Annotated in this window: 17 protein-coding genes and 1 tRNA gene; 12 read left to right on the top strand and 6 right to left on the bottom strand. The window is 58.8% G+C overall.

The annotated features are described in order from the left end of the window. The first annotated feature begins 16 nt into the window (after positions 1-16). From AU11_RS13170 to AU11_RS13150, 5 genes are all read left to right on the top strand, one after another. Entirely contained in the window at positions 17-1,819 is a 1,803-nt protein-coding gene (locus AU11_RS13170; RefSeq protein ID WP_051687245.1) for a DUF885 family protein, read from the top strand. 33 nt (positions 1,820-1,852) lie between these two features. Continuing rightward, positions 1,853-2,596, top strand: coding sequence for a sulfite exporter TauE/SafE family protein (locus tag AU11_RS13165; protein WP_051687244.1), 744 nt, complete (start codon positions 1,853-1,855; stop codon positions 2,594-2,596). 102 nt (positions 2,597-2,698) lie between these two features. Beyond that, positions 2,699-3,190, top strand: coding sequence for an Rrf2 family transcriptional regulator (locus AU11_RS13160; protein WP_043320516.1), 492 nt, complete (start codon positions 2,699-2,701; stop codon positions 3,188-3,190). Continuing rightward, positions 3,177-4,088 carry an NAD(P)/FAD-dependent oxidoreductase gene (locus tag AU11_RS13155; protein WP_043319786.1) on the top strand — a complete coding sequence of 304 codons (912 nt, stop codon included), beginning with the start codon at positions 3,177-3,179 and terminating at the stop codon, positions 4,086-4,088. The genes AU11_RS13160 and AU11_RS13155 overlap by 14 nt, the downstream gene beginning before the upstream one ends. A 42-nt stretch (positions 4,089-4,130) precedes the next feature. Next, complete coding sequence (locus tag AU11_RS13150; protein ID WP_043319785.1) at positions 4,131-4,829, top strand: class I SAM-dependent methyltransferase; 699 nt, start codon at positions 4,131-4,133, stop codon at positions 4,827-4,829. Here AU11_RS13150 and AU11_RS13145 read toward each other — a convergent pair. From AU11_RS13145 to AU11_RS13135, 3 genes are read right to left on the bottom strand one after another with little or no spacing between them, the layout of a single operon-like run. Beyond that, positions 4,813-5,601 carry a CLCA_X family protein gene (locus AU11_RS13145; protein ID WP_043319783.1) on the bottom strand — a complete coding sequence of 263 codons (789 nt, stop codon included), beginning with the start codon at positions 5,599-5,601 and terminating at the stop codon, positions 4,813-4,815. The two genes, AU11_RS13150 and AU11_RS13145, sit on opposite strands and share 17 nt — an antisense overlap. 6 nt (positions 5,602-5,607) lie before the next feature. Beyond that, entirely contained in the window at positions 5,608-8,088 is a 2,481-nt protein-coding gene (locus AU11_RS13140) for an ATP-dependent DNA helicase (protein WP_231491908.1), read from the bottom strand. Continuing rightward, positions 8,085-9,746, bottom strand: coding sequence for a VRR-NUC domain-containing protein (locus AU11_RS13135; RefSeq protein ID WP_043319782.1), 1,662 nt, complete (start codon positions 9,744-9,746; stop codon positions 8,085-8,087). The genes AU11_RS13140 and AU11_RS13135 overlap by 4 nt, the downstream gene beginning before the upstream one ends. A 189-nt stretch (positions 9,747-9,935) precedes the next feature. Between AU11_RS13135 and AU11_RS13130 the strand changes: the two genes are divergently transcribed. Beyond that, positions 9,936-10,961, top strand: coding sequence for a zinc-binding dehydrogenase (locus AU11_RS13130; RefSeq protein WP_043320514.1), 1,026 nt, complete (start codon positions 9,936-9,938; stop codon positions 10,959-10,961). A gap of 99 nt (positions 10,962-11,060) precedes the next feature. Further along, complete coding sequence (locus tag AU11_RS13125; RefSeq protein WP_043319781.1) at positions 11,061-12,749, top strand: alkaline phosphatase; 1,689 nt, start codon at positions 11,061-11,063, stop codon at positions 12,747-12,749. Positions 12,750-12,849: 100 nt separating this feature from the next. Here the strand turns inward: AU11_RS13125 and AU11_RS13120 are convergent, their stop codons facing one another. Then, entirely contained in the window at positions 12,850-15,102 is a 2,253-nt protein-coding gene (locus tag AU11_RS13120; protein WP_043319780.1) for a TonB-dependent receptor, read from the bottom strand. Between the two features lie 51 nt (positions 15,103-15,153). Between AU11_RS13120 and AU11_RS13115 the strand changes: the two genes are divergently transcribed. Both AU11_RS13115 and AU11_RS13110 read left to right on the top strand, forming a co-directional pair. Then, the gene (locus tag AU11_RS13115) at positions 15,154-15,378 is read left to right on the top strand and encodes a hypothetical protein (protein ID WP_156035312.1); all 225 of its coding nucleotides are present in this window, start codon (positions 15,154-15,156) and stop codon (positions 15,376-15,378) included. A gap of 143 nt (positions 15,379-15,521) precedes the next feature. Beyond that, on the top strand, positions 15,522-15,875 hold the full coding sequence (locus AU11_RS13110; protein WP_043319777.1) for a DUF488 domain-containing protein: 354 nt from the start codon (positions 15,522-15,524) through the stop codon (positions 15,873-15,875). 474 nt (positions 15,876-16,349) lie between these two features. On the opposite strand, the gene AU11_RS13100 is transcribed toward AU11_RS13110, so the two are convergent. Next, a tRNA-Arg gene (locus tag AU11_RS13100) sits at positions 16,350-16,426 on the bottom strand. Positions 16,427-16,843: 417 nt separating this feature from the next. Between AU11_RS13100 and AU11_RS13095 the strand changes: the two genes are divergently transcribed. Next, on the top strand, positions 16,844-17,266 hold the full coding sequence (locus tag AU11_RS13095; RefSeq protein ID WP_043319775.1) for a cytochrome c5 family protein: 423 nt from the start codon (positions 16,844-16,846) through the stop codon (positions 17,264-17,266). 292 nt (positions 17,267-17,558) lie between these two features. Here the strand turns inward: AU11_RS13095 and rep are convergent, their stop codons facing one another. Beyond that, on the bottom strand, positions 17,559-19,592 hold the full coding sequence (gene rep / locus AU11_RS13090) for a DNA helicase Rep (protein WP_043319774.1): 2,034 nt from the start codon (positions 19,590-19,592) through the stop codon (positions 17,559-17,561). Between rep and AU11_RS18590 the strand changes: the two genes are divergently transcribed. Next, a complete protein-coding gene (locus AU11_RS18590; RefSeq protein ID WP_231491906.1) occupies positions 19,591-19,965 on the top strand; it encodes a DUF3565 domain-containing protein in 375 nt (124 codons plus the stop codon). The two genes, rep and AU11_RS18590, sit on opposite strands and share 2 nt — an antisense overlap. Further along, positions 19,965-20,420, top strand: coding sequence for a YaiI/YqxD family protein (locus tag AU11_RS13080; protein ID WP_043319772.1), 456 nt, complete (start codon positions 19,965-19,967; stop codon positions 20,418-20,420). The genes AU11_RS18590 and AU11_RS13080 overlap by 1 nt, the downstream gene beginning before the upstream one ends. Positions 20,421-20,443: the final 23 nt, after the last annotated feature.

Below are 20,443 nucleotides of genomic sequence, written 5' to 3'. Positions count from 1 at the left end.
GCTCGGGAGATCCTCGATGGCAAGATATTCGACCGCTATTCCTGTGCGAAACAGGCGTGGGTTAACCTTCTTTCTGATGACCTGCCTCTGGGTGCTGGTCTCGCCAGGGTGGGCGGCCGCTCCCAGCGAGCAACTACAACGGGTCATTGATGACCACTGGCAATTCTACCTGCAGGAAAATCCCACTACGGCCAGCCGTATGGGCGACAAGCGTTATAACAACCGGTTGCCCGGCGTTTCCGGGCAAGATCGCGCCCGTCGTCTGAAAGCAGAAAAACAATTTATTAAGCGGCTTGAAAATATTGATCGTGACAAATTGGATGCCGATGCCCAGGTGAATCGGGATCTGTTGTTGTGGGTGCTGAAAAACTCCGCTGAATCCAATGCGCTTTATCTGGAACGGATACCGGTCAATACGTTCTACAGTTTCTGGAATACTGCACTGAGTGCCAGTCGTGGACTGAGTATGTCACAGGTTTCGGACTACGAGGATTACATACAACGGATTGAGGATACCGGCCGTTTTTTTGACGAGAACATCGCGAATATGCGCGCAGGTATAGACGATGGTTTCGTGCTGCCTAAGATCGTTGTGAAAGGTATTGCACCCACCGTGCGCGCGCAGGTCTACGATGAACCGACCAGAAGTAGTCTGTACGAGCCGTTTGAAAAGTTTCCCGAAAGCTTTTCGGAAGCGGACAGGAAGCGGCTACAAGAGCAGGCAGCGCGGGCGATCCGCGAGCACGCAATGCCGGCGTTCGACCGAGTGGCCACCTTCTTGGACGGCGAATATATGAATGCCGCCACCGACAGTCTCGGTGCGGAGCAGCTGCCTGGAGGTAAGGCATACTACCGCCACGCCATTCGCACTTACGTCACCATGGATATGGACCCTGGGGAGATTCATAAAATCGGCCTCGCCGAGGTCAAACGTATCCGCGGTGAAATGCAACAATTGATCGAAGACAGCGGCTTTGACGGCAGCTTTGAGGAGTTCACCGAATTCCTCCGTACCGACCCGCAGTTTTATGCCAAAACGCCGGATGAGTTGCTGAAAGAAGCGTCCTATATCGCGAAGAAAATTGATTACCGCCTGCCGGAGTTCTTCGGCAAACTGCCGCGCCTGCCCTACGGTGTGGTTCCGGTACCCGATGAAATCGCGCCCAATTACACCACCGCTTCCTACAACCCCGCTGCTATTGGCGGAACCCGCGGTGGCGCCTACTGGGTAAATACCTATGCACTGGATCAGCGCCCGCTATACGAACTGGTTGCGCTGACGCTCCACGAAGCGGTGCCCGGCCATCATCTGCAGGGGGCACTTTCACTGGAACTGGAGAATGTGCCGGAGTTTCGTAAAAACCTGTACCTGAGTGCTTTTGGTGAAGGTTGGGCTCTGTACACCGAGCGCCTGGGTGTGGAGATGGGGGTATACGATACCCCCTATCAGCAGTTCGGCCGCCTGAGCTATGAAATGTGGCGCGCAGCGCGACTGGTGATCGATACCGGCATTCACTCCCAGGGCTGGACTCGCCAACAGGCGCTGGATTATCTCGCGGAAAATACATCGCTGTCGGAAGCGAATGTTCGTGCAGAAGTAGACCGCTATATCTCCTGGCCGGGGCAGGCGCTGTCTTACAAGATGGGTGAAATCAAAATCCGAGAGCTGCGCAAAAAAGCCGAGCAGCAGTTGGGCGACAGGTTTGACCTGCGTGCTTTCCACGATGCGGTACTGGCAAACGGTGCTGTGCCTATGGAAATGCTGGAGGTGCAGATGGATCGGTTTGTTGCGGAAAGTGATGCGGAAAGCAAACGATAATCCATATTCACTCTGTCGAGTGACAGATCTGATATGGAAATAATCAGCAGTAGCCCCCTGTTCTGGGGGTTGGCAATCATCGGTGTGATATTCACCGGCATTTCCAAATCCGGTTTTGCCGGTGGCGCCGGTGTGGTTGCGGTGCCGCTGCTGGCGCTGGTGGTCCCGGTGGAGACAGCGGTGGCGTTGATGCTGCCAATTCTGCTGGTGATGGATTTGCGCACCATCACCTACTACTGGCAACACCGCAGCGGGCTCGAGCTCAAAAAACTGCTGCCCGCGGCCCTGATCGGTATAGCGCTGGGCGGCTGGCTGCTGGCCTGGGTTTCGCCCTTTGCGCTGACCCTGTCCCTGGGCATTCTCAGCCTGCTGTTTGCCTTCTGGCAGAACCTTGCGCCGCTGGTGGCGCGGTTGCCGGGCAGCGCCTGGCTGTGGGGCGCGATGTCCGGTGTCACCAGTACACTGATCCACGCCGGCGGGCCACCGCTGAACATGTATCTGATCGGGCGCGGCCTGCCAAAGCTCGCCTGGCTCGCCACCGCCGGGGTGGTGTTCGGGGTAATGAACCTGATCAAACTGGTGCCCTATACCCTGGCCGGCTTCTGGAACCGGGAGTTGCTGGTGACCGCACTGATCCTGGTGCCGGCGGCTTACCTCGGTGTCTACCTCGGCTACCGACTGCAGTATTACTTCAATGAGTGGGTATTTCTGCTGAGCTGCCGATGGCTATTGGCCCTATCTGGTTTGGCCCTGCTGGGCAAAGCAGTCTCCGGCTGAGCCGGGGCTGTACTCTCCTGAAAGTTCTTTCCACCGCCGACGGAATAGCTGGCTCAGCAGTCAGAGTTGCGCGCGGCCATTTCATGTAATAATGTAAGTTACATGAAAAGAGACAGCAGATTGAGCGGAGTGCTGCACGTGCTCCTGCATATGGCGGAGTTTGACGGCCCGCTTACCTCCGATGCCCTGGCGGGCATGATGCAGACCAACCCCGTGGTGATCCGCCGCATCCTGGCAGGGCTCCGCAAGGAGGGGCTGGTGCACTCGGAAAAAGGCCACGGCGGTGGCTGGCGACTGGCCAAAGACCTGGAAAGCGTCACCCTCTACGACATCCATCTGGCGCTGGGCGCACCCGGTGTTCTGGCCCTCGGGCACCGCACCGAAGCCCCCGGTTGTCTGGTGGAGCAGGCGGTGAACAGTGCCATGGGGGAAGCGTTTGATGCGGCCGAGGCACTGCTGTTGTCGCAGTTTCAGCAAATCACCCTGGCGTCACTGAGCCGGGATTTTCACCAGCGACTGGATCAGCGCGGCATTACCCAGCAGGCACTGAGCGAGGCCGCCCATATGAGGAACTGTAGTGATGGCGACGATTGATGGGACTGAGTTTGATGTAGCGATTGTCGGCGGCAGCTACGCCGGCATGAGTGCAGCCATGCAACTGGCGCGCGGGCACCGCAAGGTGCTGGTGGTGGATGGCGGTCAGCGACGCAATCGCTTTGCCGCTCATGCGCACGGGGTACTCGGTCAGGATGGTCGCGCACCGGCGGATATCGCCGAAGATGGCCGCGCGGAATTGTGGGAGTACCCCACCGTCAGCTGGGCGGAGGCAACGGTGGAGTCCGTTAACAAAGCGGGTGACGGTTTTCATCTGGTCACCCATGCAGGCAAGCGCTACCAGGCGGCGCGCTTGATTCTCGCCACCGGGGTGCGCGATGTGTTACCCGACGTGCCCGGATTACTCGAGCGCTGGGGCACCTCGGTTTTTCACTGTCCCTATTGCCACGGCTATGAACTGCAACGGCAACCCATCGGTGTGCTGGCGGTTGGTGAAGTATCCATGCATCACGCGCTGATGTTGCCGGACTGGGGGCCAACGGTATTTTTCATCAATGAGTCGTTTGAACCGGACGCGGAACAGCTTCGTCAACTCGCCAGACGCAATGTGTGTATCGAACGCACGCCCGTATCAAAAATTGCCGGGGAACGAGCAGTCGTACACCTCACGGATGGGCGCAAGTTTGATTTGGCCGGACTGTTTGTCGCCTCGCGACTGGAGCACCCGATGCCGCTGGCGGAACAGCTGGGTTGTGCCTTCGAGGAGACGCCAGTCGGTGAGGTGATCCAGACCGACGCCATGCAGGCGACAACGGTTGAAGGTGTCTTCGCTTGTGGTGATGTCGCGCGCGGCGCGGGCAATGTGACATTCGCCATGGCGGATGGTGCTATGGCCGGTATCGCGGCACACCGATCGCTGATGTTTGATGGCCTCTGACAAAATCGACTGCAGCAAGTGAATAGTGGCGGGGTAGGCGGAATGCAACGGGAAAGAATACGAAATCTGTTCGAGCAACAGGCAGCGAACTACGATACCCAGTGGGAAAGACTTGCACCGTTGAATGATGCGTTGCATTTGTTGATGCAGAGCCTATTGGCAGGGCTTCCACAAGAAGCGAACTTCCTGTGTGTCGGCGCGGGCACCGGCGCGGAGCTGCGCTTTCTTGCCCGCCAGTTTCCCGGTTGGCGCTTCAGCGTGGTGGAGCCCGCAGAAACCATGATTGAAATCTGCCGGCAGCATGCCAACGTAGAGGGCTTTGCGTCACGTTGCGAGTTTCATCAGGGTTATGTGGAATCACTGCCAGAAAAGGAAAGGTTTCACGGCGCAAGTGCATTTCTGGTGTCACAGTTTATTCTAGAACGCACCGAGCGAACCGATTTCTTTGCCGACATCGCACGGCGATTGCGCCCTGCGGGTAAGCTGGTGAGCACGGATCTGTGCGCGGAGGAACATTCCACAGAGCAGGATCAGCTGCTCGATCTCTGGATACGGGTTATGCGGGGTGGAGAAGCATCCATTGAGGATGTGCAACGGATGCGCGAGGTCTACGACCGTGACGTTGCGGTGCTGACACCGCAGGTATTGCAGGCAATCATTCAGTCCGCCGGCTTTGAGCCTGTCGTTCCGTTTTATCAGGTGGGAATGATTCGCGGCTGGTTCTCTACACGGATTGGATAAGTGCGCGCCCCAGTGCGGAAAAATACCGGCGGAAGGCCGCGTTGATCCGCTCCCGCTGTACCCCGCTGGGGTAAAGCCCCATCTTCGCCTCTTCCGTTGCTTTGGTCCCCGCCACTAGAAAATTATTGGAGATACTCGCGTCCTGCACAAAGGCCTCGAAGGCGCGCGCGCACATTTCCGCCGGGTCCGCGTAGTAGATAGTGCCGTTGGCCTTGTCTGCGGCCTTGGATGCGCGAAACAGTTCGCTGGGGTTTTCCCCGCTTTCATCCAGCATCACCGCGCGGAAGCAGGCAAACAGCAGATCGTTGATCGGGTGGGGAATGGGCGTGGCATCGCGCAGCCAGGCTTCGGAAGCGAACATATTGCCGGGCGCGTCGCTGAAGGCCTTGTCGGCCAGGTAGTGATCCAGCGCGTGAAACCACTCGTGGGCAATGGCGCCGGGGCCCGCATTTTTAGCTAGGGCAAAGGTGCGCGAGCCGATTTCATAGTGGGCGGAAATACCCGGGCGACCACCGCTGCCGTACTGAAACGCGAGGGTGCCGCGCAGGGATACCAGCAGTTCCGGCCCCTGCAAAATGATCATCAGGTCCATCAGCGCATCGTAAAACAACCCTGCGGCACGGGTCTTTTCCGCCTCGGTTACCCAGCGCCCGATCTTGATGCCGCGAAAATCGAAACGCTTGCGCACATCGACAAAGCTCACGCGTTGCCCGCTATCCTGCTCGGTGCGCTGGTGGGGGCTGCGGCGATAAAACTTGCGGTCTAATACCATGGCGGATTAACGGGTTTCCCAGAATTGTTTGAGTGCGGCACCGAGTGTTTCGCCATTGTCGCAGATCCGGGGTTGCCAGTGTTGTGGATACAGGCTGCGATAAAACGGATCGGTAAAACGGTAGTCGGCCAGAATCACCACGCCGCGGTCACTCTCGCTGCGGATCACCCGCCCGGCAGTTTGCAGCACGCGGGTCAGGCCCGGGTAGCGGTAGGCGATATCAAAACCGTTTTCTCCGCGCGCGGCACTGGCACTGCGCAACAGTTCCTGTTCCTCGTTGACCTGGGGCAGGCCGGTGCCCACCACGATGGTCCCCACCAGCTGTTCACCCACGTAATCAATACCCTCACCAAAAATACCGCCCATAATCGCAAAGCCCAAGCTTTCTCTACCGGGTTGAAAAAACTCGAGGAAACGGGCGCGCTGCTGTTCGGAACTGCCGGACTCCTGTTGTACCAGCGCAATTTCCGGAAAGCGCTCGGCGAAAGACTTGGCGACCTGCTGTAAAAAGCGATAGGAGGGTAAAAAGACCAGATAATTGCCGGGCCGGCTGTGAAAAGTGCGCGCAATCATATCCACCAGGGCACTGGTCGCGCTCTGGCGCGCGCGGTAGCGGGTATCCACGTAGGGACACACAAACAGCCCCATTTGCTCCGGATGAAACGGCGACGGCAGTTGCAGGTACGGCGAATCCGCCTGCAGACCAAGCTGCCGGTACACAAAGTGCGCGGGGCGCAGTGTGGCGGAAAATAAAATTGCGCTGTGGAAAAGTCGGTAAGCCTGCTGCAGATATTCTGCGGCATTCAGGCACAGCAATTCGATTTCCTGTTCGTGCCAGCGGCTCTCGGGATTGCTGGAGCGCTGTGCGCGGGTGATATAGCGGTGTTCTTCACCTGCCAGTTGTTCGATCGCCTGGAAGCGGAACAGGTTTTTCAGCCAGTCGGCAATGGCGTCCGGCGGCGGTTGTGCGGCCTCCCACAGCTGGTTGGCCACGGTCAGCACTTTCTGTATCGCGGTGTTGACGGCCTGTGGCGTCTCGTCACCGGGCTGACTTATCCACAGCTCTGATTTTGCGGGCACTGGCTCGGTCGGGTGGTTTTGACTTGTCCGCGACTCCCGCTGCTCTACAACCCATTTATCCAGCGCTCGTACCAGCGACTGGATCGCGCGGCGTAGGCTCGGATGCGAACTTTTGCACTCGGCCGCCGCACGGCGGCTGTCACTGCGCGTGAGTTTTGCGCTGTACATACCGCGCGCGCGATCCCCCAGATTGTGCGCCTCGTCCACCAGCAATGCGCGCTGCCGCAGTGTGTCCCGCAGGTTGTGCATTTGCACCAGAGGGTCGAATACATAATTGAAATCACACACCACCAGATCCGCCCAGGGCAGCATCTGCAGCGAGAGTTCGAACGGACACAGCTGCAACCGGTCCGCTTCCTGCGCGATTATCTCGGGTGTGAGTAACGGTTGCGCGAGCAAAGCTTGGCGGGCCGGCGGCAGGCGATCATAGAATCCCCTGGTGCGCGGGCAGATACCGTCTTCATCGCGGCTACAGAGCCCGAGGCTGCAGGCACAGGTTTTGTCGCGGGCCTGCAGCTCCAGCACGGAAAGTCTCAGCCCCAGTTCGTGCAGGCTCGTTGTGGTTTCCCGCACCACCTGGCGGCCGGAATTTTTTGCGGTGAGATATATCACCTGATCGAGGCCGGTTTCTCCCATGGCCTTTACCGCCGGGAACAGGGTGCTGATGGTTTTGCCGATACCGGTGGGCGCCTCGGCCACCAGTTCACCGCCGTCGCGCAGGCAGCGGTAGGCCGCCACCGCAAGTTGCCGCTGGCCATCGCGATAGCGGCCGAATGGAAATTCCAGAGCCTGTGCCGATACGCGCACTGCGTGTTTATGTGCCTGCCAGCGATGATGCCACTGCACATACTGTGCAAGTGCCTCCCGGGAAAATTGTTCCAGCTCGCGCCAGGAAAATTCCTGTAACTCCGGATAGGTTTTTTTCTCTTTGAGGTTGTGCCAGAGCATTTGCAGCGCGACCGGTGTATCCGCGGAAAACTGCTGCTGCAGCCCATAGCAGAAACCGTAAATTTTCAGTTGCGCCCAGTGCAGCGCGCGGGTGGATTCCGGCAACTTGTGCGGCGGCACATAGGTGGTCTTGATTTCATCCAGTTGCACCGGCCGGTGCAGGTCACTTTGCGGGTGGAGAATATCCACACGACCGCTGAGCACTACAGACTGCGCCTCCTGCTCGATTTCCACCTGCAGGTAATATTCCGCCTCACTATCCGCGGGGCGTTTTTTCTGCAGTTTCTGGTGCGCGCGAATCCCTTCCAGGGCAGTGGGGCCGCCGGAAATATTCGAGACCAGGTCGCCGCTGCGGCAGGCGAACGCCACCAGCTCGCCAACGGAGATCTGAATATTGTCCTGCATTTTTTCACTCAAGGCTGCGTCATCACCGCTCAAGGCTGTTTTGTGTTCGCTCAAGGCTGCCACTCCACATGCAGCACCCGGTGGGGAATCTGGTGTTTGGCAAAAAAGGTCAGCCAGCGCTGCTGGTTCTGTTGCAGGCGATCTCCGGGGCCCTTGACTTCCACCAGTTCGTAACCTGCGGACGCGGGAAACAGAATCAGGTCCGGCAGGCCGCTGCGGTGGTTGGCAATATCGCCGAGCAGGCGACGAAAGATGGCCAGCCAGTGTTCTGTGGGAATCCGTTCCAGCGCCAGCTCTAGCAGAGCCTCCGGCAGGCCTTCCCAGAATACCAGCGGGTTGGCGATACTGCGCTTTTCACGAAAATGTCGCCACACCCATTTATCCAGGTCGCCATTTTCAAGTTCGGCGAGCCGTTGTTCGAAGGCGGCGCAACGCTGTGGATAGAAATCCGCGGTGCGGAAATCGCTAGGGGCAATTTGAAAGGGATTGAAAAAGGCACCGGGAATCGGTGCGAACAAAATATCCCAGATGGCGAGGCCGAGCACACCGTTAAACAGGGTGTTTTCCACGTAGTGGCACTGGTCGCCGGTAGACGGCGCTGCAAGGTGGCTTGCCGCGAGCATTTCCACCCGCTCTTCGGAAGGCGCGAGCATTACTGTTTCCGTCACCGGTTTGTGTTTTTTCGGTGCTGGCCAGGCTCTAGCACTTTCGGTTTTCTTTGCGGTGCGGTGGGCAAACGCCTCCGCAAAGGTGGCCTCCGCTTCGTTGTACGGGGCAGTGAGAATTTCCGCACACAGTGCCAGGCCGCCCTGGATATCGCCACGGCTCACTGCAATCCGTGCGCGCCGCTCCCGTGCCGGTGGGCGACGGCACTGCCGGTATAGCTGCTCGGCTTCCTCCAGTGCGTCTAACCGCTCCAGCTGGCGCGCCAGCGTCAGACGCAGCCTGTCCAGGCGCCGCTGCAGGGTGCCGTCACCATCTATCCCCTGAGGTAATTCGCCTGCAATGGTAGTGATGGCCTCTGTATCTGCCGCCAGTGCGGCCTCGGCCTCCTGCAGGCACTGGTAATAGCGCAGGTGCTGTTCAACTTGCGCTCGTGTCTGGAATGGCAGTTGCTCCCGTTCCAGCGGGTAGTGTTCATAGCGGAAAAGTCCCAGGTCGCGCAACACATAGTCGGTTAGATCCTGGTTGAGGTTGCCGAAAAATAACAGCTTGAAGGTGTCAAAGTGCTCCGCCGCTTGCGCCGCCAGCAGAGGCTCACTGGTCAATCTACATTGAATTGTCGACGCGTCCTGCTTGCACAGCGCCTGCTCCACCGCCGGGCGCTTCAGAGATTTTGTAAGCGGCTCAAGACTGTGGGCGAGCAGTTCGTTTTTGGTAAACAGTGGCAGCAGTTCCCGCAACGGCAAAACCGGATTGCGCAGCAGCAGGCCGGCTTCAATCAATTCTTCGACGGCTGCGTCCAAATCACCGATCTCGCTGTAGGCAAGCTTGCGCTGCCTGAACAGCGCACCGGACGAGGAAGGCACACCCTTGCGGGACAGCAACCGCACATAGAGTCGCTGGCTATCCGGCTGCAGCCGTCGGAAAGTCTGGTAAAACCAACGCTCCTGCGCTGACAACAATTGCCCGTAGCGCGACACCACAAACTCCACCAGCGAGCGGAAATTGTCGAGGTAATAATCGGGTGTCAGTTCGGCAGGTTCGGCCATAGCGGAAGTGGGGTACTCGGCGGGGTTTTGCGTAATGCTGTATGGTTATACAGCATCGGCAGTGACGGGACAAACGTGGATGCGACCGTCTGGACATTCACCGCCTGGTGGCGCAAATACCGATTGCCCGGTAGGCTGACCGGCGGCCGAAAAGCAGGATTACACATGGCACAGACCGCTGAACAAGACATGATAAAAAGAAAGGTATGGCGCACGGATAAGGCCGGGGCCATCAGCCGCCTGACCCTGCGGGAAGAGCCGCTGGGCCCGATACAGGGTGAGCATATCCGTGTCGCGGTGCGTGCGGTGGGCCTCAATTTTGCCGATATCTTTGCCCTGACCGGTCTCTATTCCGCAACCCCGGAGGGCAGCTTTATTCCCGGGCTGGAGTTTGCCGGTGTTGTCATCGCGGTCGGCGACAGGGTGCAAACAGGGTTGCAGGTGGGAGATCGTGTTTACGGCTGTACCCGTTTTGGTGGCTACGCCACGGTGGTGGATGTCCCTCCGCAGCACTGCCGCCACATGCCAGATGAGTGGAGCTTTGCTGAGGGGGCCGCCTTTCCTGCACAGAGTCTGACCGCCTACTACGCGCTGACCAGTCTGGGCGCGGTGAAACCCGGGCAGCAGGTGCTGGTACAGAGTGCCGCCGGTGGCGTTGGTTTGCAGGCCATGCGTATGGCGGTGAGCATGGGGGCAAATCCCATTGGCACCGTGAGCTCGGAAAGTAAACGGCAGTTTCTCGCCGAACAGGGATTCAATGAAATCATCGTGCGCGGCAGTAACTTCGCCGGCCAGTTAAAGCAGCAATTAAATGATCGGCCATTGCACTGCGTGCTCGACGGCATCGGTGGGGAAATTCAGAAGCAATCGTTCGCCGCACTCGCGCCCACCGGCCGACTGGTAGTGTTCGGTGCAGCAGAATTTACCCCGGGTGACAAACCCAACTGGTTAAAAGCCGCCTGGCTGTATCTGAAGCGCCCCCGTTATGATGTCATGGATATGATCAGCAGCAACAGATCCGTATTGGCTTTCAACCTGATCTGGTTGTGGCAGGAACAGGCACTTTTTAGCGAGCTTTTAAATGGTTGTGCTGCGCTCGGATTATCTGCACCCCATATAGGTCACGAATTCGCGTTTACCCAGGCCCATGCCGCAATCGAACAGCTGCGCAGTGGCCGCTCCGTGGGCAAGGTGATATTGAATGTCGGCAAATAATTCTGGCATCCGGATGCGGTTGCCATTTAATTTTTCCTTTTCTGTCATAAAGTCACGCTAGGCTGGTGGGCCAGATTTCATCACCAGGGAGCCGTCACCGTGACCAATCTCAAACGCCGCAGTTTTATCAAAGCTGCGTTAGCCACTACCGGCAGTGTCGCCGTATCCACACCGCTGCAGGCCATGAGCCGGCCGGAGTTACCCTCCAATGTCTCCTTTGATTACGGCGTGGCCAGTGGTGATCCCCTGCAGGACGCGGTGATTTTATGGACGCGGGCGACACCGCTGGACGCCAATCCCACCGGCCCGGTAAAAATTTCCTGGGAACTGGCCGAAGACGCGGGCTTTACCCGCGTACTGCGTGCCGGCACCGTGGAAACCGACCTGGCCCGGGACTATACCTCCAAGGTGGATGTGCGCGGCCTGAAGCCGAATACCCGTTATTACTATCGCTTTAGCGGTGCCAATGAGCAGAGCCCGGTCGGTCGTACCAAAACCTTGCCAGAGGATGAGGTTGACCAGATAAAACTGGCGATTTTCTCCTGCTCCAATTATCCCGCGGGCTATTTCAATGTGTATCAGCTGGCCGCCCAGGCGGATGACTGGGATGCGGTACTGCACCTTGGTGATTACATCTACGAATACGGCGATGGCGGCTACGCCACGCAGAACGCCGCAAAGATCGGCCGCGCGCTGCCGCAAGACAACAGCGGCGAGATCCTGACGCTGACGGATTACCGCAAACGCTACGCACTCTACCGCACCGATGCGGGCCTGCAGGCACTGCACGCCGCCGCGCCGTTTATTGCAGTGTGGGACGACCACGAGGTGACCAACGACACCTGGAAAGACGGTGCCGAAAACCACAGTGCCGATGAAGGGGATTTCTATTCCCGCCGCGCCGCCGCGGTGCAGGCGTACTACGAGTGGTTGCCCATCCGCCCACCCATGGGTGAGACCAATCCCCAGATTTACCGCAGCTTCCAGTTTGGTGATCTGCTGGATCTGCATATGCTGGACACCCGGGTAATCGGTCGCGATCAGCAACTGCAGTTTGCCAACTACATGGACGAGAAAGGGAATTTTGATACCCGCGCATTCAGTCTGGATGTGGCGAGCCCAAGCCGCACCCTGTTGGGAGAGGAGCAGCGCAAATGGCTGCGCAAGACGCTGGCCCGCTCCAAGGGGCAGTGGCAGGTACTGGGCCAGCAGGTACTGATGGGCCGTATGCACTTGCCCGTGGAGCTGATGACCAGCTTCTACCGGGGCGGAGACAAAAATCTGACCTCGGAACTGATTGGCCTGAAAGCCGCAAGCCTGCGCGGTGGGCAGCTCAGCGAACAGCAGCTACAGCGTTTACAGAATGCGGTACCTTATAACCTCGATGCCTGGGACGGTTATGCGGTGGAGCGGGAAACCCTGTATCAGGAAGTGCGCGAGCAGGGTAAGAATCTGGTAGTGGTAGCGGGAGATACCCACAATGCCTGGTATAACCACCTCAAAGACAACGATGGCCGCATGGTGGGCCTCGAGTTCGGAACCCCCAGCGTGACCTCGCCGGGTATGGAAACCTACCTGAAACTGGATGAACGGTCCGCGAAAGAGCTGGCGCGGGGCATGTCGGTGCTGGTGGATGATCTGCAGTACTGCAACCTGCACCAGCGGGGTTTTATGGCGCTCACCTTCCGCCGCGATGGCATCGAAGCGGAGTGGAAATATATCGACAATATCGACAGCACCGAGTTTGCCGAGGTCGACAGCCACCGGGTGACACACAAACTGGTGTAGTTCCTCAATCGGCAATTTATTCTGTCGCAAACGAAAAAAGCCAGCACCGGGGTGCTGGCTTTTTTGTGGTCTGGCGTCTGGACTGCCGCCAGGCAGGGAATCAGAATGCGCCGAAACGCTTGTTGAATTCCACACTGACCATACGCGGTGCACCCTCGATGTAGGTGGGGAAGCCGAAGGCGCCGCCGGTATTACCCGCATCCATGATGTACTCCTCGTCCAGCAGATTGCTGGCTGCCAGGGTAAGTGCCCAGTTGCGATCACTGGCGGCAATGCCCGCGCGCAGACTCAGCAGATCCACCGCATCTTCTTCGTACTGGTTGGCGATATCGAAGTACACGGAAGAGCGATAACTCCAGTTGCCGCTGCTGGTGAACAGCAGTGCGCCGTTGATCGGTGTTTCATAAATGTAACCCAGTGCGGCGGTCAGTTCCGGCTGCAGGCGGAACTGGTTGCCGGCATAGCTGCCGTTGCCGGAATCGTCGTCGATACCCGCATCAATCCAGGCGGCGTTGGCCAGGATCTGCAGCTGTTCTGTGGGATACCAGCGCAGTTCCGCTTCCAGACCGGTGTTGGTAGCGGAGCCCGCATTTTCCGTGCGGCTCTGGCCGCTTTCCTGATCCACCACATTGACCTGGAAATTTTCGTAATTCTGGTAGAAAGCCGCCAGGGTGTAATCCAGCGGTGTATCGCCCAGGCGCCCCTTGATACCCAGCTCGTAGTTGTCGATCTCCTCTGAAGGCAGAATGCTTTCGCTACCGGAGGACATATCCACAATTTCAGAGCGCTCGCCGCGGGACACGGTGCCGTAAACATTTATGTTATCGCTGACGCTGTAGAGCAGGTTGAAGCGCGGCAGCACGGCGGAGTTGTCGGTATCCCCCTGAATGAGGATGCCATCGGTGTTGGGCAGCAGGCCGAAGAAAAGGTCGCTGTCGATGCCCAGAGCTGCGAGCAGCATGGAATTGGGCAGGGTGCTGACATAGCCGGACTCGCGTTCTTCCTGCACCAGTCGTACGCCGGCGGTGGCCTCGAGACGTGAGCTGATCTGATAGGCGACGTCCGCGAACAGGTTGAGGTTGCTGTTGTCGGCGGTATTGGTGAACTCGCTTTCATACAGCAGCTCAGATACTGCGCCACCAGTGAGCAGGGCAGTGGTATCGACATTACAGCCGGCAATACCAGCCGCGGCGAGACCGCCGGAGCAGCTCAGGAAGGTGCCTTCGTCACTGGCGTAACCCACCGATTGCTGCGCGCTTTCTGCGAAATAGCTGGCGCCGACAAAGCCGTTGATCTTGTCACCGCTGAAATTCAGGCGCAGTTCGTGGCTGGTCTGGTCACCGGTGGCGTCTTCGGAAAAGTTCAGCATCTCAAACCCGGTGCCGTCAGCGTCGAAGGCTTCCAGAGAGTCGTAATCGCGCTGTGCGCCGATATAGGTGAGCGCGAGCTGGTCGTTCAGGTCCCAGCTGACCGTCGCATTGAAATCGCTTACGGTGCGGTCCACACCCACGTCGTTCATGCCCAGTACGTTATTGTCCGGAACACTGAGGGCGGCGTTGTCGGTGAACAGCAGTTCGCGGCTGACAAACGCCGTGCCGGGATCGGTGGCTTCATCGTGGTTGTATACCAGGTCAATGGTCAGATCGTCGCTGGGGGTGATGCGCAGGCTCGGGCGAAACGCCTGGCGTTCATAGCCGTTCAGATCCGCCTCGCCGCTGGTATTTTCCACGTAGCCGGCGCGCTCGCGACTGGTAAAGGCCACGCGCCCCTGCACTATGTCATTACCGCCGGTCACCATGCCCTCGACTTTCTGCATATCGAAGTTGCCCGCTGCCACCGTCAGGGACGAGGCAAATTCCTGCTGGGGCTTTGCGGTGATAAAACTCATGGCGCCGATGGAGGCTGCGGTGCCAAACAGGGTGGCCTGCGGTCCTTTCACCACCTCGATACGCTCCATGTCGTACACCTCGAAATAGGAGGCGCGCGAGCGCGATACATCGGTGCCGTTCAGATAGACCGAAACCCGCGCAGCGCCCGGCGCGCTGCCATCGTCCGAGGTGAGACCGCGGATCACATAGCCGTTGTTGTTGACGCTCTGCTGCTGCACCACCAGGCCGGGTACCATATCCGACAGGGTGTCGAAGCGGTCGATACCCAGCACTTCCAGGGTATCGCCATCCAGGCTGCTGATGGTTACCGGCACGTCCACTATGGACTGGGAGCGCTTTTGCGCGGTGACAATCACTTCCTCGATGTCTTCCGGCGCGGTCTGCGCCACTGCAGGCGCGGCAGAGGCCGCGATCAGGGTAGCGAGGATGGAAACGGGAAATTTCCCCCGGAAAAGATGATTCATGGTAACTCCAGCGTTGATGGTCTGTGCAAAAAGCCGGATGTTAGAGAGCAAATGCGTCGGGGCTGTGACTGGAATATGACATTCGTTCGCAACAGCCTTTTGCCAGACGATATTGGCTGGCGTTATTTTGATCGCCGCGCCCATGGCGATGACCCCGCTGGGCTGGTGAGAGATATCCAGCAGATATTCACAGGTCTACCCCGGGAAACTGTGGGGAACTTCATTGTGGATAACCGTGTGCGCAGACGGGGATATATCCACATCGACTTTAAATAAGCCGTATCTTCAGTCTGCTTGACCGGCGTGATGGGAAAACCACTGAGCAACTTGTCGACAGTCGCTGCAGCCAGGTGGCCGTAAGCGCATTGAAAGGCTACAACGCTGTGTAGGGGAGTCGATACCCTGAGGAGGCCGAAAGAATGCAGGTTGAAACGTGTCGCATATACGAAGACGGGACTACCGGAGGCTATCGCGTGCTGGTAGACCGCTTGTGGCCGCGCGGGATCTCCAAGGACGAGGCGAATCTGGATGATCACTGGAAGAGCCTGGCGCCCAGCGATGAACTCCGACAGTGGTTCGACCATGATCCCGAGAAATGGGGAAGCTTTCGGAAAAAATATCTCTCTGAATTAAAAGAGAATAAAGACGAAGTAAAAGCGCAGCTGGAAGAAGTTTCCGGTGAACCGCTGGTACTGCTCTACGGTGCCAAGGATGAAGAGCATAATCAGGCGCGTGTTCTGAAAGAGTATATAGAGAAGCTTAAATTAGAATAAGTGAAGCTGGCGCTAGTGGAGGAGGGGTCCGTTTTGAATATTGAGCTGTCCGCGCCGGTTTTCCGCTGTAGAGAGGAGGAGGCTATTTTTTACGAGCGGCTATCGGCGCTTGCGGGCTGCGAGAAAGTTGTGGTCTGTACCCAATGTGTCGCGGTAACGATAGGGGATGATTGTGCAGCTAGGGCACTGGATGAACTTGGGGAGATTTGTGCTATCTGGAATCTGAGTTTTGAAAGGGTCAGTGGGCGGGAGGATTAGCGCTGGCTTGGAGCGCCTGCGGGTCGAACCTGGGAATTGGGCGAAGCCCTAGGGCTTGGGGTGGCATAAACGCAATGCCCCCGAGAGGATTAGCTCCCTGCGGTCGCTGCTCTCCGGCGCTATGCGCCTCCGGGTCGAACCTGGGAATTGGGCGAAGCCCTAGGGCTTGGGACGATATAAAAGAAAGGCCACCCGTTGGGTGGCCTTTCTTTTATATGGCCCGCCCGAGAGGATTCGAACCTCTGACCTTCGCCTCCGGAGGGCGACGCTCTATCCAGCTGAGCTACGGGCGGAAAACTCTGATTTTTTACATTCGCGCCGTGCCTGAGTCAGGGCGGGAAGCCTGCGGCTTCCGGCGACGCTCCCCTCGCGTTGCTCGGGACCGGCCACCCATCATAGATGGGTGTCGTTCGGCTGCGCGCAAGGCGATGCCTTGCAAGCGCTTGCCTCACCCAGCTGAGCTACGGGCGGAATACACTGGCCTTCACAGCCAAATCGGCGCCAAATCAAGGGGTTAGAGAACCCTAGCGCGGGGGCGGATTATACAGAAGGGCTGTGGCAGGGCAAAGGAAATTGGGGGATTGGTCCAGTTATGGTGCACGGGCCTTCGCAGGGGCGGGCGCTATGCTTATAATGCGCGGCTGTTTGGTAGAGGTTTATGGCGATAGCGCCGAAATCTACGGGCCGGCTTGGGCCTTTAGGGGGAATGGATGAAAGGTGTTTTGAGTTTTATCGCGGCGCTGGCCGTAGCGGCTGGCGCGGCAGTAGCTGTGGCCCAGTCTTCTGTAGACGAAGAGATTGCAGAGCGCATCGCGCCGGCAGGCGAGACCTGCATGAAGGGTGACGAGTGTGCAGCGGCAGCGCCTGCAGCAGCCGCCTCATCTGGTGGAGCCCGTAGCGGCAGCGACGTATACAGTGCCCACTGTGCGGCCTGTCACGCAACAGGCGCTGCTGGTGCGCCGAAAATGGGTGATGCCGGTGCCTGGGGCCCGCGTGTAGCAAAAGGTATGGACACGCTCTACACCCACGCCATCAACGGTTTTAACGCCATGCCGGCGAAGGGTCTGTGTATGACCTGTTCCGACGATGAAGTGAAGGCTGCCGTTGATCATATGGTGGAAGGCAGCAAGTAAGCGACTGCTCGCTTACTGAATGAAAAAGCCGCTCACTGAGCGGCTTTTTTTGTGCGTGAATTTTGGCGTTTTCGGTTCCCCCGCTACCGTTACACCGGCGCAGGCCGGTGTCCAGGGGCTGGATGCCGGATCGAGTCCGGCATGACGAAGAAGAGGCTTTTCGGTGAGTGCTTAGTCACTCGGGCCGTCCCTGGTCGGTGTGCCGCATCACCTCGCCCTTCGGGCAGCCTTCGGCTGTGCTAAACGGCGTTCCGACCGCTCCAGGTACTCACGGCGCCTTCGGCCCTGCCGTTTAGTCAAACATGCTGAGCAGCGACCCCAGCGTCTCCGCCCCTTTGGCCTGATTCTGCTCAGGGGTCGCCTTGCCAAACCCTTCAAAAATACAGTCCTCCTCCGGCAGCTCTTCGAGAAAGCGGCTGGGGGTGGTGTCCTGGTTTTCGCCGAACATCTTGCGCTTGCCCGCCAGGGTCATGGTCAGGGTTTTCTGGGCGCGGGTGATACCCACATAGGTGAGGCGGCGCTCTTCTTCGATATTGTCGTCTTCAATGCTGTTGCGGTGGGGCAGCAGGTTTTCTTCCATGCCGATCATGAACACATGGGGGTATTCCAGGCCCTTGGAGGCGTGCAGGGTCATCAGGCTGACCTTGTCGGTGGCTTCCTCTTCTTCCTGGCGGTCAAGCATGTCGCGCAGGATCAGTTTGGAGATGGCCTGTTCCAGGCGTACGTCCTGCTCCAGCTCGTCGTCGGTGCCTTCCATGGTTTTCATCAGGCTGTCGAGCAGCCAGTAGACGTTTTCCATGCGCTTCTCGGCGACCTTCTCACTGCTGGCGTTTTGCGACAGCCAGCCGGCGTAGTCGATATCGTCGAGCATTTCTCGCAGTGCGGACTCCGGGCTGTTGTCGCGGCAGTTGCGCGCCACTCCTTCCAGCCAGTGGGCGAAGCGGTTGAGGCGCTCGTAGCCCGCTTCGGTAATGTGCTCCTTGAAGCCCAGCTCTGAACAGGCGCTCAGCATGGAGATCTCACGGCCCTTGGCGTAGTTGCCCAGCGCTTCCAGGCTGCTGGTGCCGATCTGGCGGCGCGGGGTGTTGATGATACGCAGGAAGGCGTTGTCGTCGTCCGGGTTGACCAGCAGGCGCAGGTAGGACATGACGTCCTTGATCTCGGCGCGGGCGAAGAAGCTGGTGCCGCCGGAGAGCTGGTAGGGGATCTGGTTTTCCTGCAGCTTCATCTCGATCAGGCGCGCCTGATGGTTGCCCCGGTAGAGCACGGCGAAGTCCTTGAACTGGCAACCGCGGCGGGCCTTCTGCAGGAAGATTTCGTTGGCGACGCGCTCGGCTTCCTCGTTCTCGTTGGCCACCTTCAGCACACGGATTTCGTCGCCGAGGCCGCGGTCGGACCACAGGGCCTTGTCGAACTCGTGCGGGTTGTGGGCGATCAGGTGGTTGGCCACCTTGAGGATACGGCTGGTGGAGCGGTAGTTCTGTTCCAGCTTGATCAGGCGCAGGTTGGGATAATCCTGCTTCAGCTGGCTCATATTCTCCGGGCGCGCCCCGCGCCAGGCGTAGATGGACTGGTCGTCGTCACCCACCACGGTGAGGCCGCCGCCGCTGCCCACCAGCATTTTCACCAGCAGGTACTGGGAGCTGTTGGTGTCCTGGTATTCGTCCACCAGCAGGTAGCGGATCTTGCGGCGCCAGCGCTGCAGCAGTTCGGGGTCGGTGTCGAACAGCTGCACCGGGATCATGATCAGGTCGTCGAAGTCGACGGAGTTGTAGGCCTTGAGGGCGTCGCAGTAGCGCCCGTAGGCCACCGCCATGGCCTGTTCGCCCGGGCTCTGGGCGGTTTCCAGGGCCTTTTTCGGGGGCAGCATGTCGTTCTTCCAGTTGGAAATCTGGTTCTGCACCCGGTCCAGCAGGTCGGTGTCCAGATCGCCGTCGCGCAGCATCAGTTCCTTGATCAGACCACGGGCGTCTTCTGAGTCGAAGATCGAGAAGCCGGGCTTGAAGCCGGCGGCGCGGTATTCCTTGCGCAGAATATTCAGGCCCAGATTGTGGAAGGTGGACACGGTGAGACCGTGGGAGGCCTTGGATTTCTTGCCGTCGGGACCGGTGATCAGCTTGCCGACCCGCTCTTTCATTTCCCGCGCGGCCTTGTTGGTAAACGTCAGGGCCGCGATATTTCGTGCCTGATAGCCGCACTGTTCGATCAGATAGGCGATTTTCCGTGTGATTACGCTGGTCTTGCCGGAGCCGGCGCCGGCCAATACCAGGCAGGGACCATCGATGTATTTGACTGCTTCCGCCTGGCGCGGATTGAGTTTGGTCATGGGTACAACTGCAGTGGAAGAGACGGAAAAGGACGAAGGGCGGATTCTATCAGCCGCAATGGAAATTGGCTGCGTCGCGCTGTGGGATAATATTGACCGCACCGTCGATCGGCGCTCGCAATACAGGAGGCTTTACCCCATGCGGCAGGCCATTACCGGTTATCATCGGGATGAAGAACACCACTGGGTGGCGCAGCTGGCCTGCGGTCACAACCAGCACGTGCGCCACGACCCACCCTGGCAGAACCGTCCCTGGGTGACCACGGTGGAAGGGCGCCGGGAAATGCTGGGTTTCGAGCTCGACTGCAAAAAATGTGACCAGGGTGCGCCCGCTGACCATCAACCGCCCTCACTATCGAGAGAGTCCGATTAATGCCAAAAATCTGGGTGGATGCTGATGCCTGCCCCACGGTCATCAAAGAAATCCTGTTCCGCGCCGCCGAGCGCACCGAAACTGAATTGACCCTCGTTGCTAATCAGCCTGTGCGGGTACCCCCGTCGAAGTTTATTCGTGCGTTGCAGGTTTCCTCAGGCTTCGACGTTGCCGACAATGAGATCGTACAGCGCTGTAGTGAGGGGGATCTGATCATTACCGCGGATATTCCCCTCGCGTCAGAGGTGATCGACAAGGGCGCCACCGCGCTCAACCCCCGCGGAGAAAAATACTCCAAAGCCAATATCCGCGCGCGTCTGAACATGCGCGACTTTATGGAGACCCTGCGCTCCAGCGGTGTGCATACTGGTGGGCCGCCGCCACTGGGGCAGCAGGAGCGCAAGGCGTTTGCGGATCAGCTGGATCGGTGGTTAATGCAGGCGAAAAAGCGCTGAGGCCAGAATCTCGCGGGCTCCCG

Origin of the sequence: Microbulbifer sp. HZ11 (assembly GCF_000708675.1) — a bacterium.
GTDB lineage: Bacteria > Pseudomonadota > Gammaproteobacteria > Pseudomonadales > Cellvibrionaceae > Microbulbifer.
Note: the sequence above shows the minus strand (reverse complement) of the source record. Positions and strands in the feature narration are given on the sequence as shown.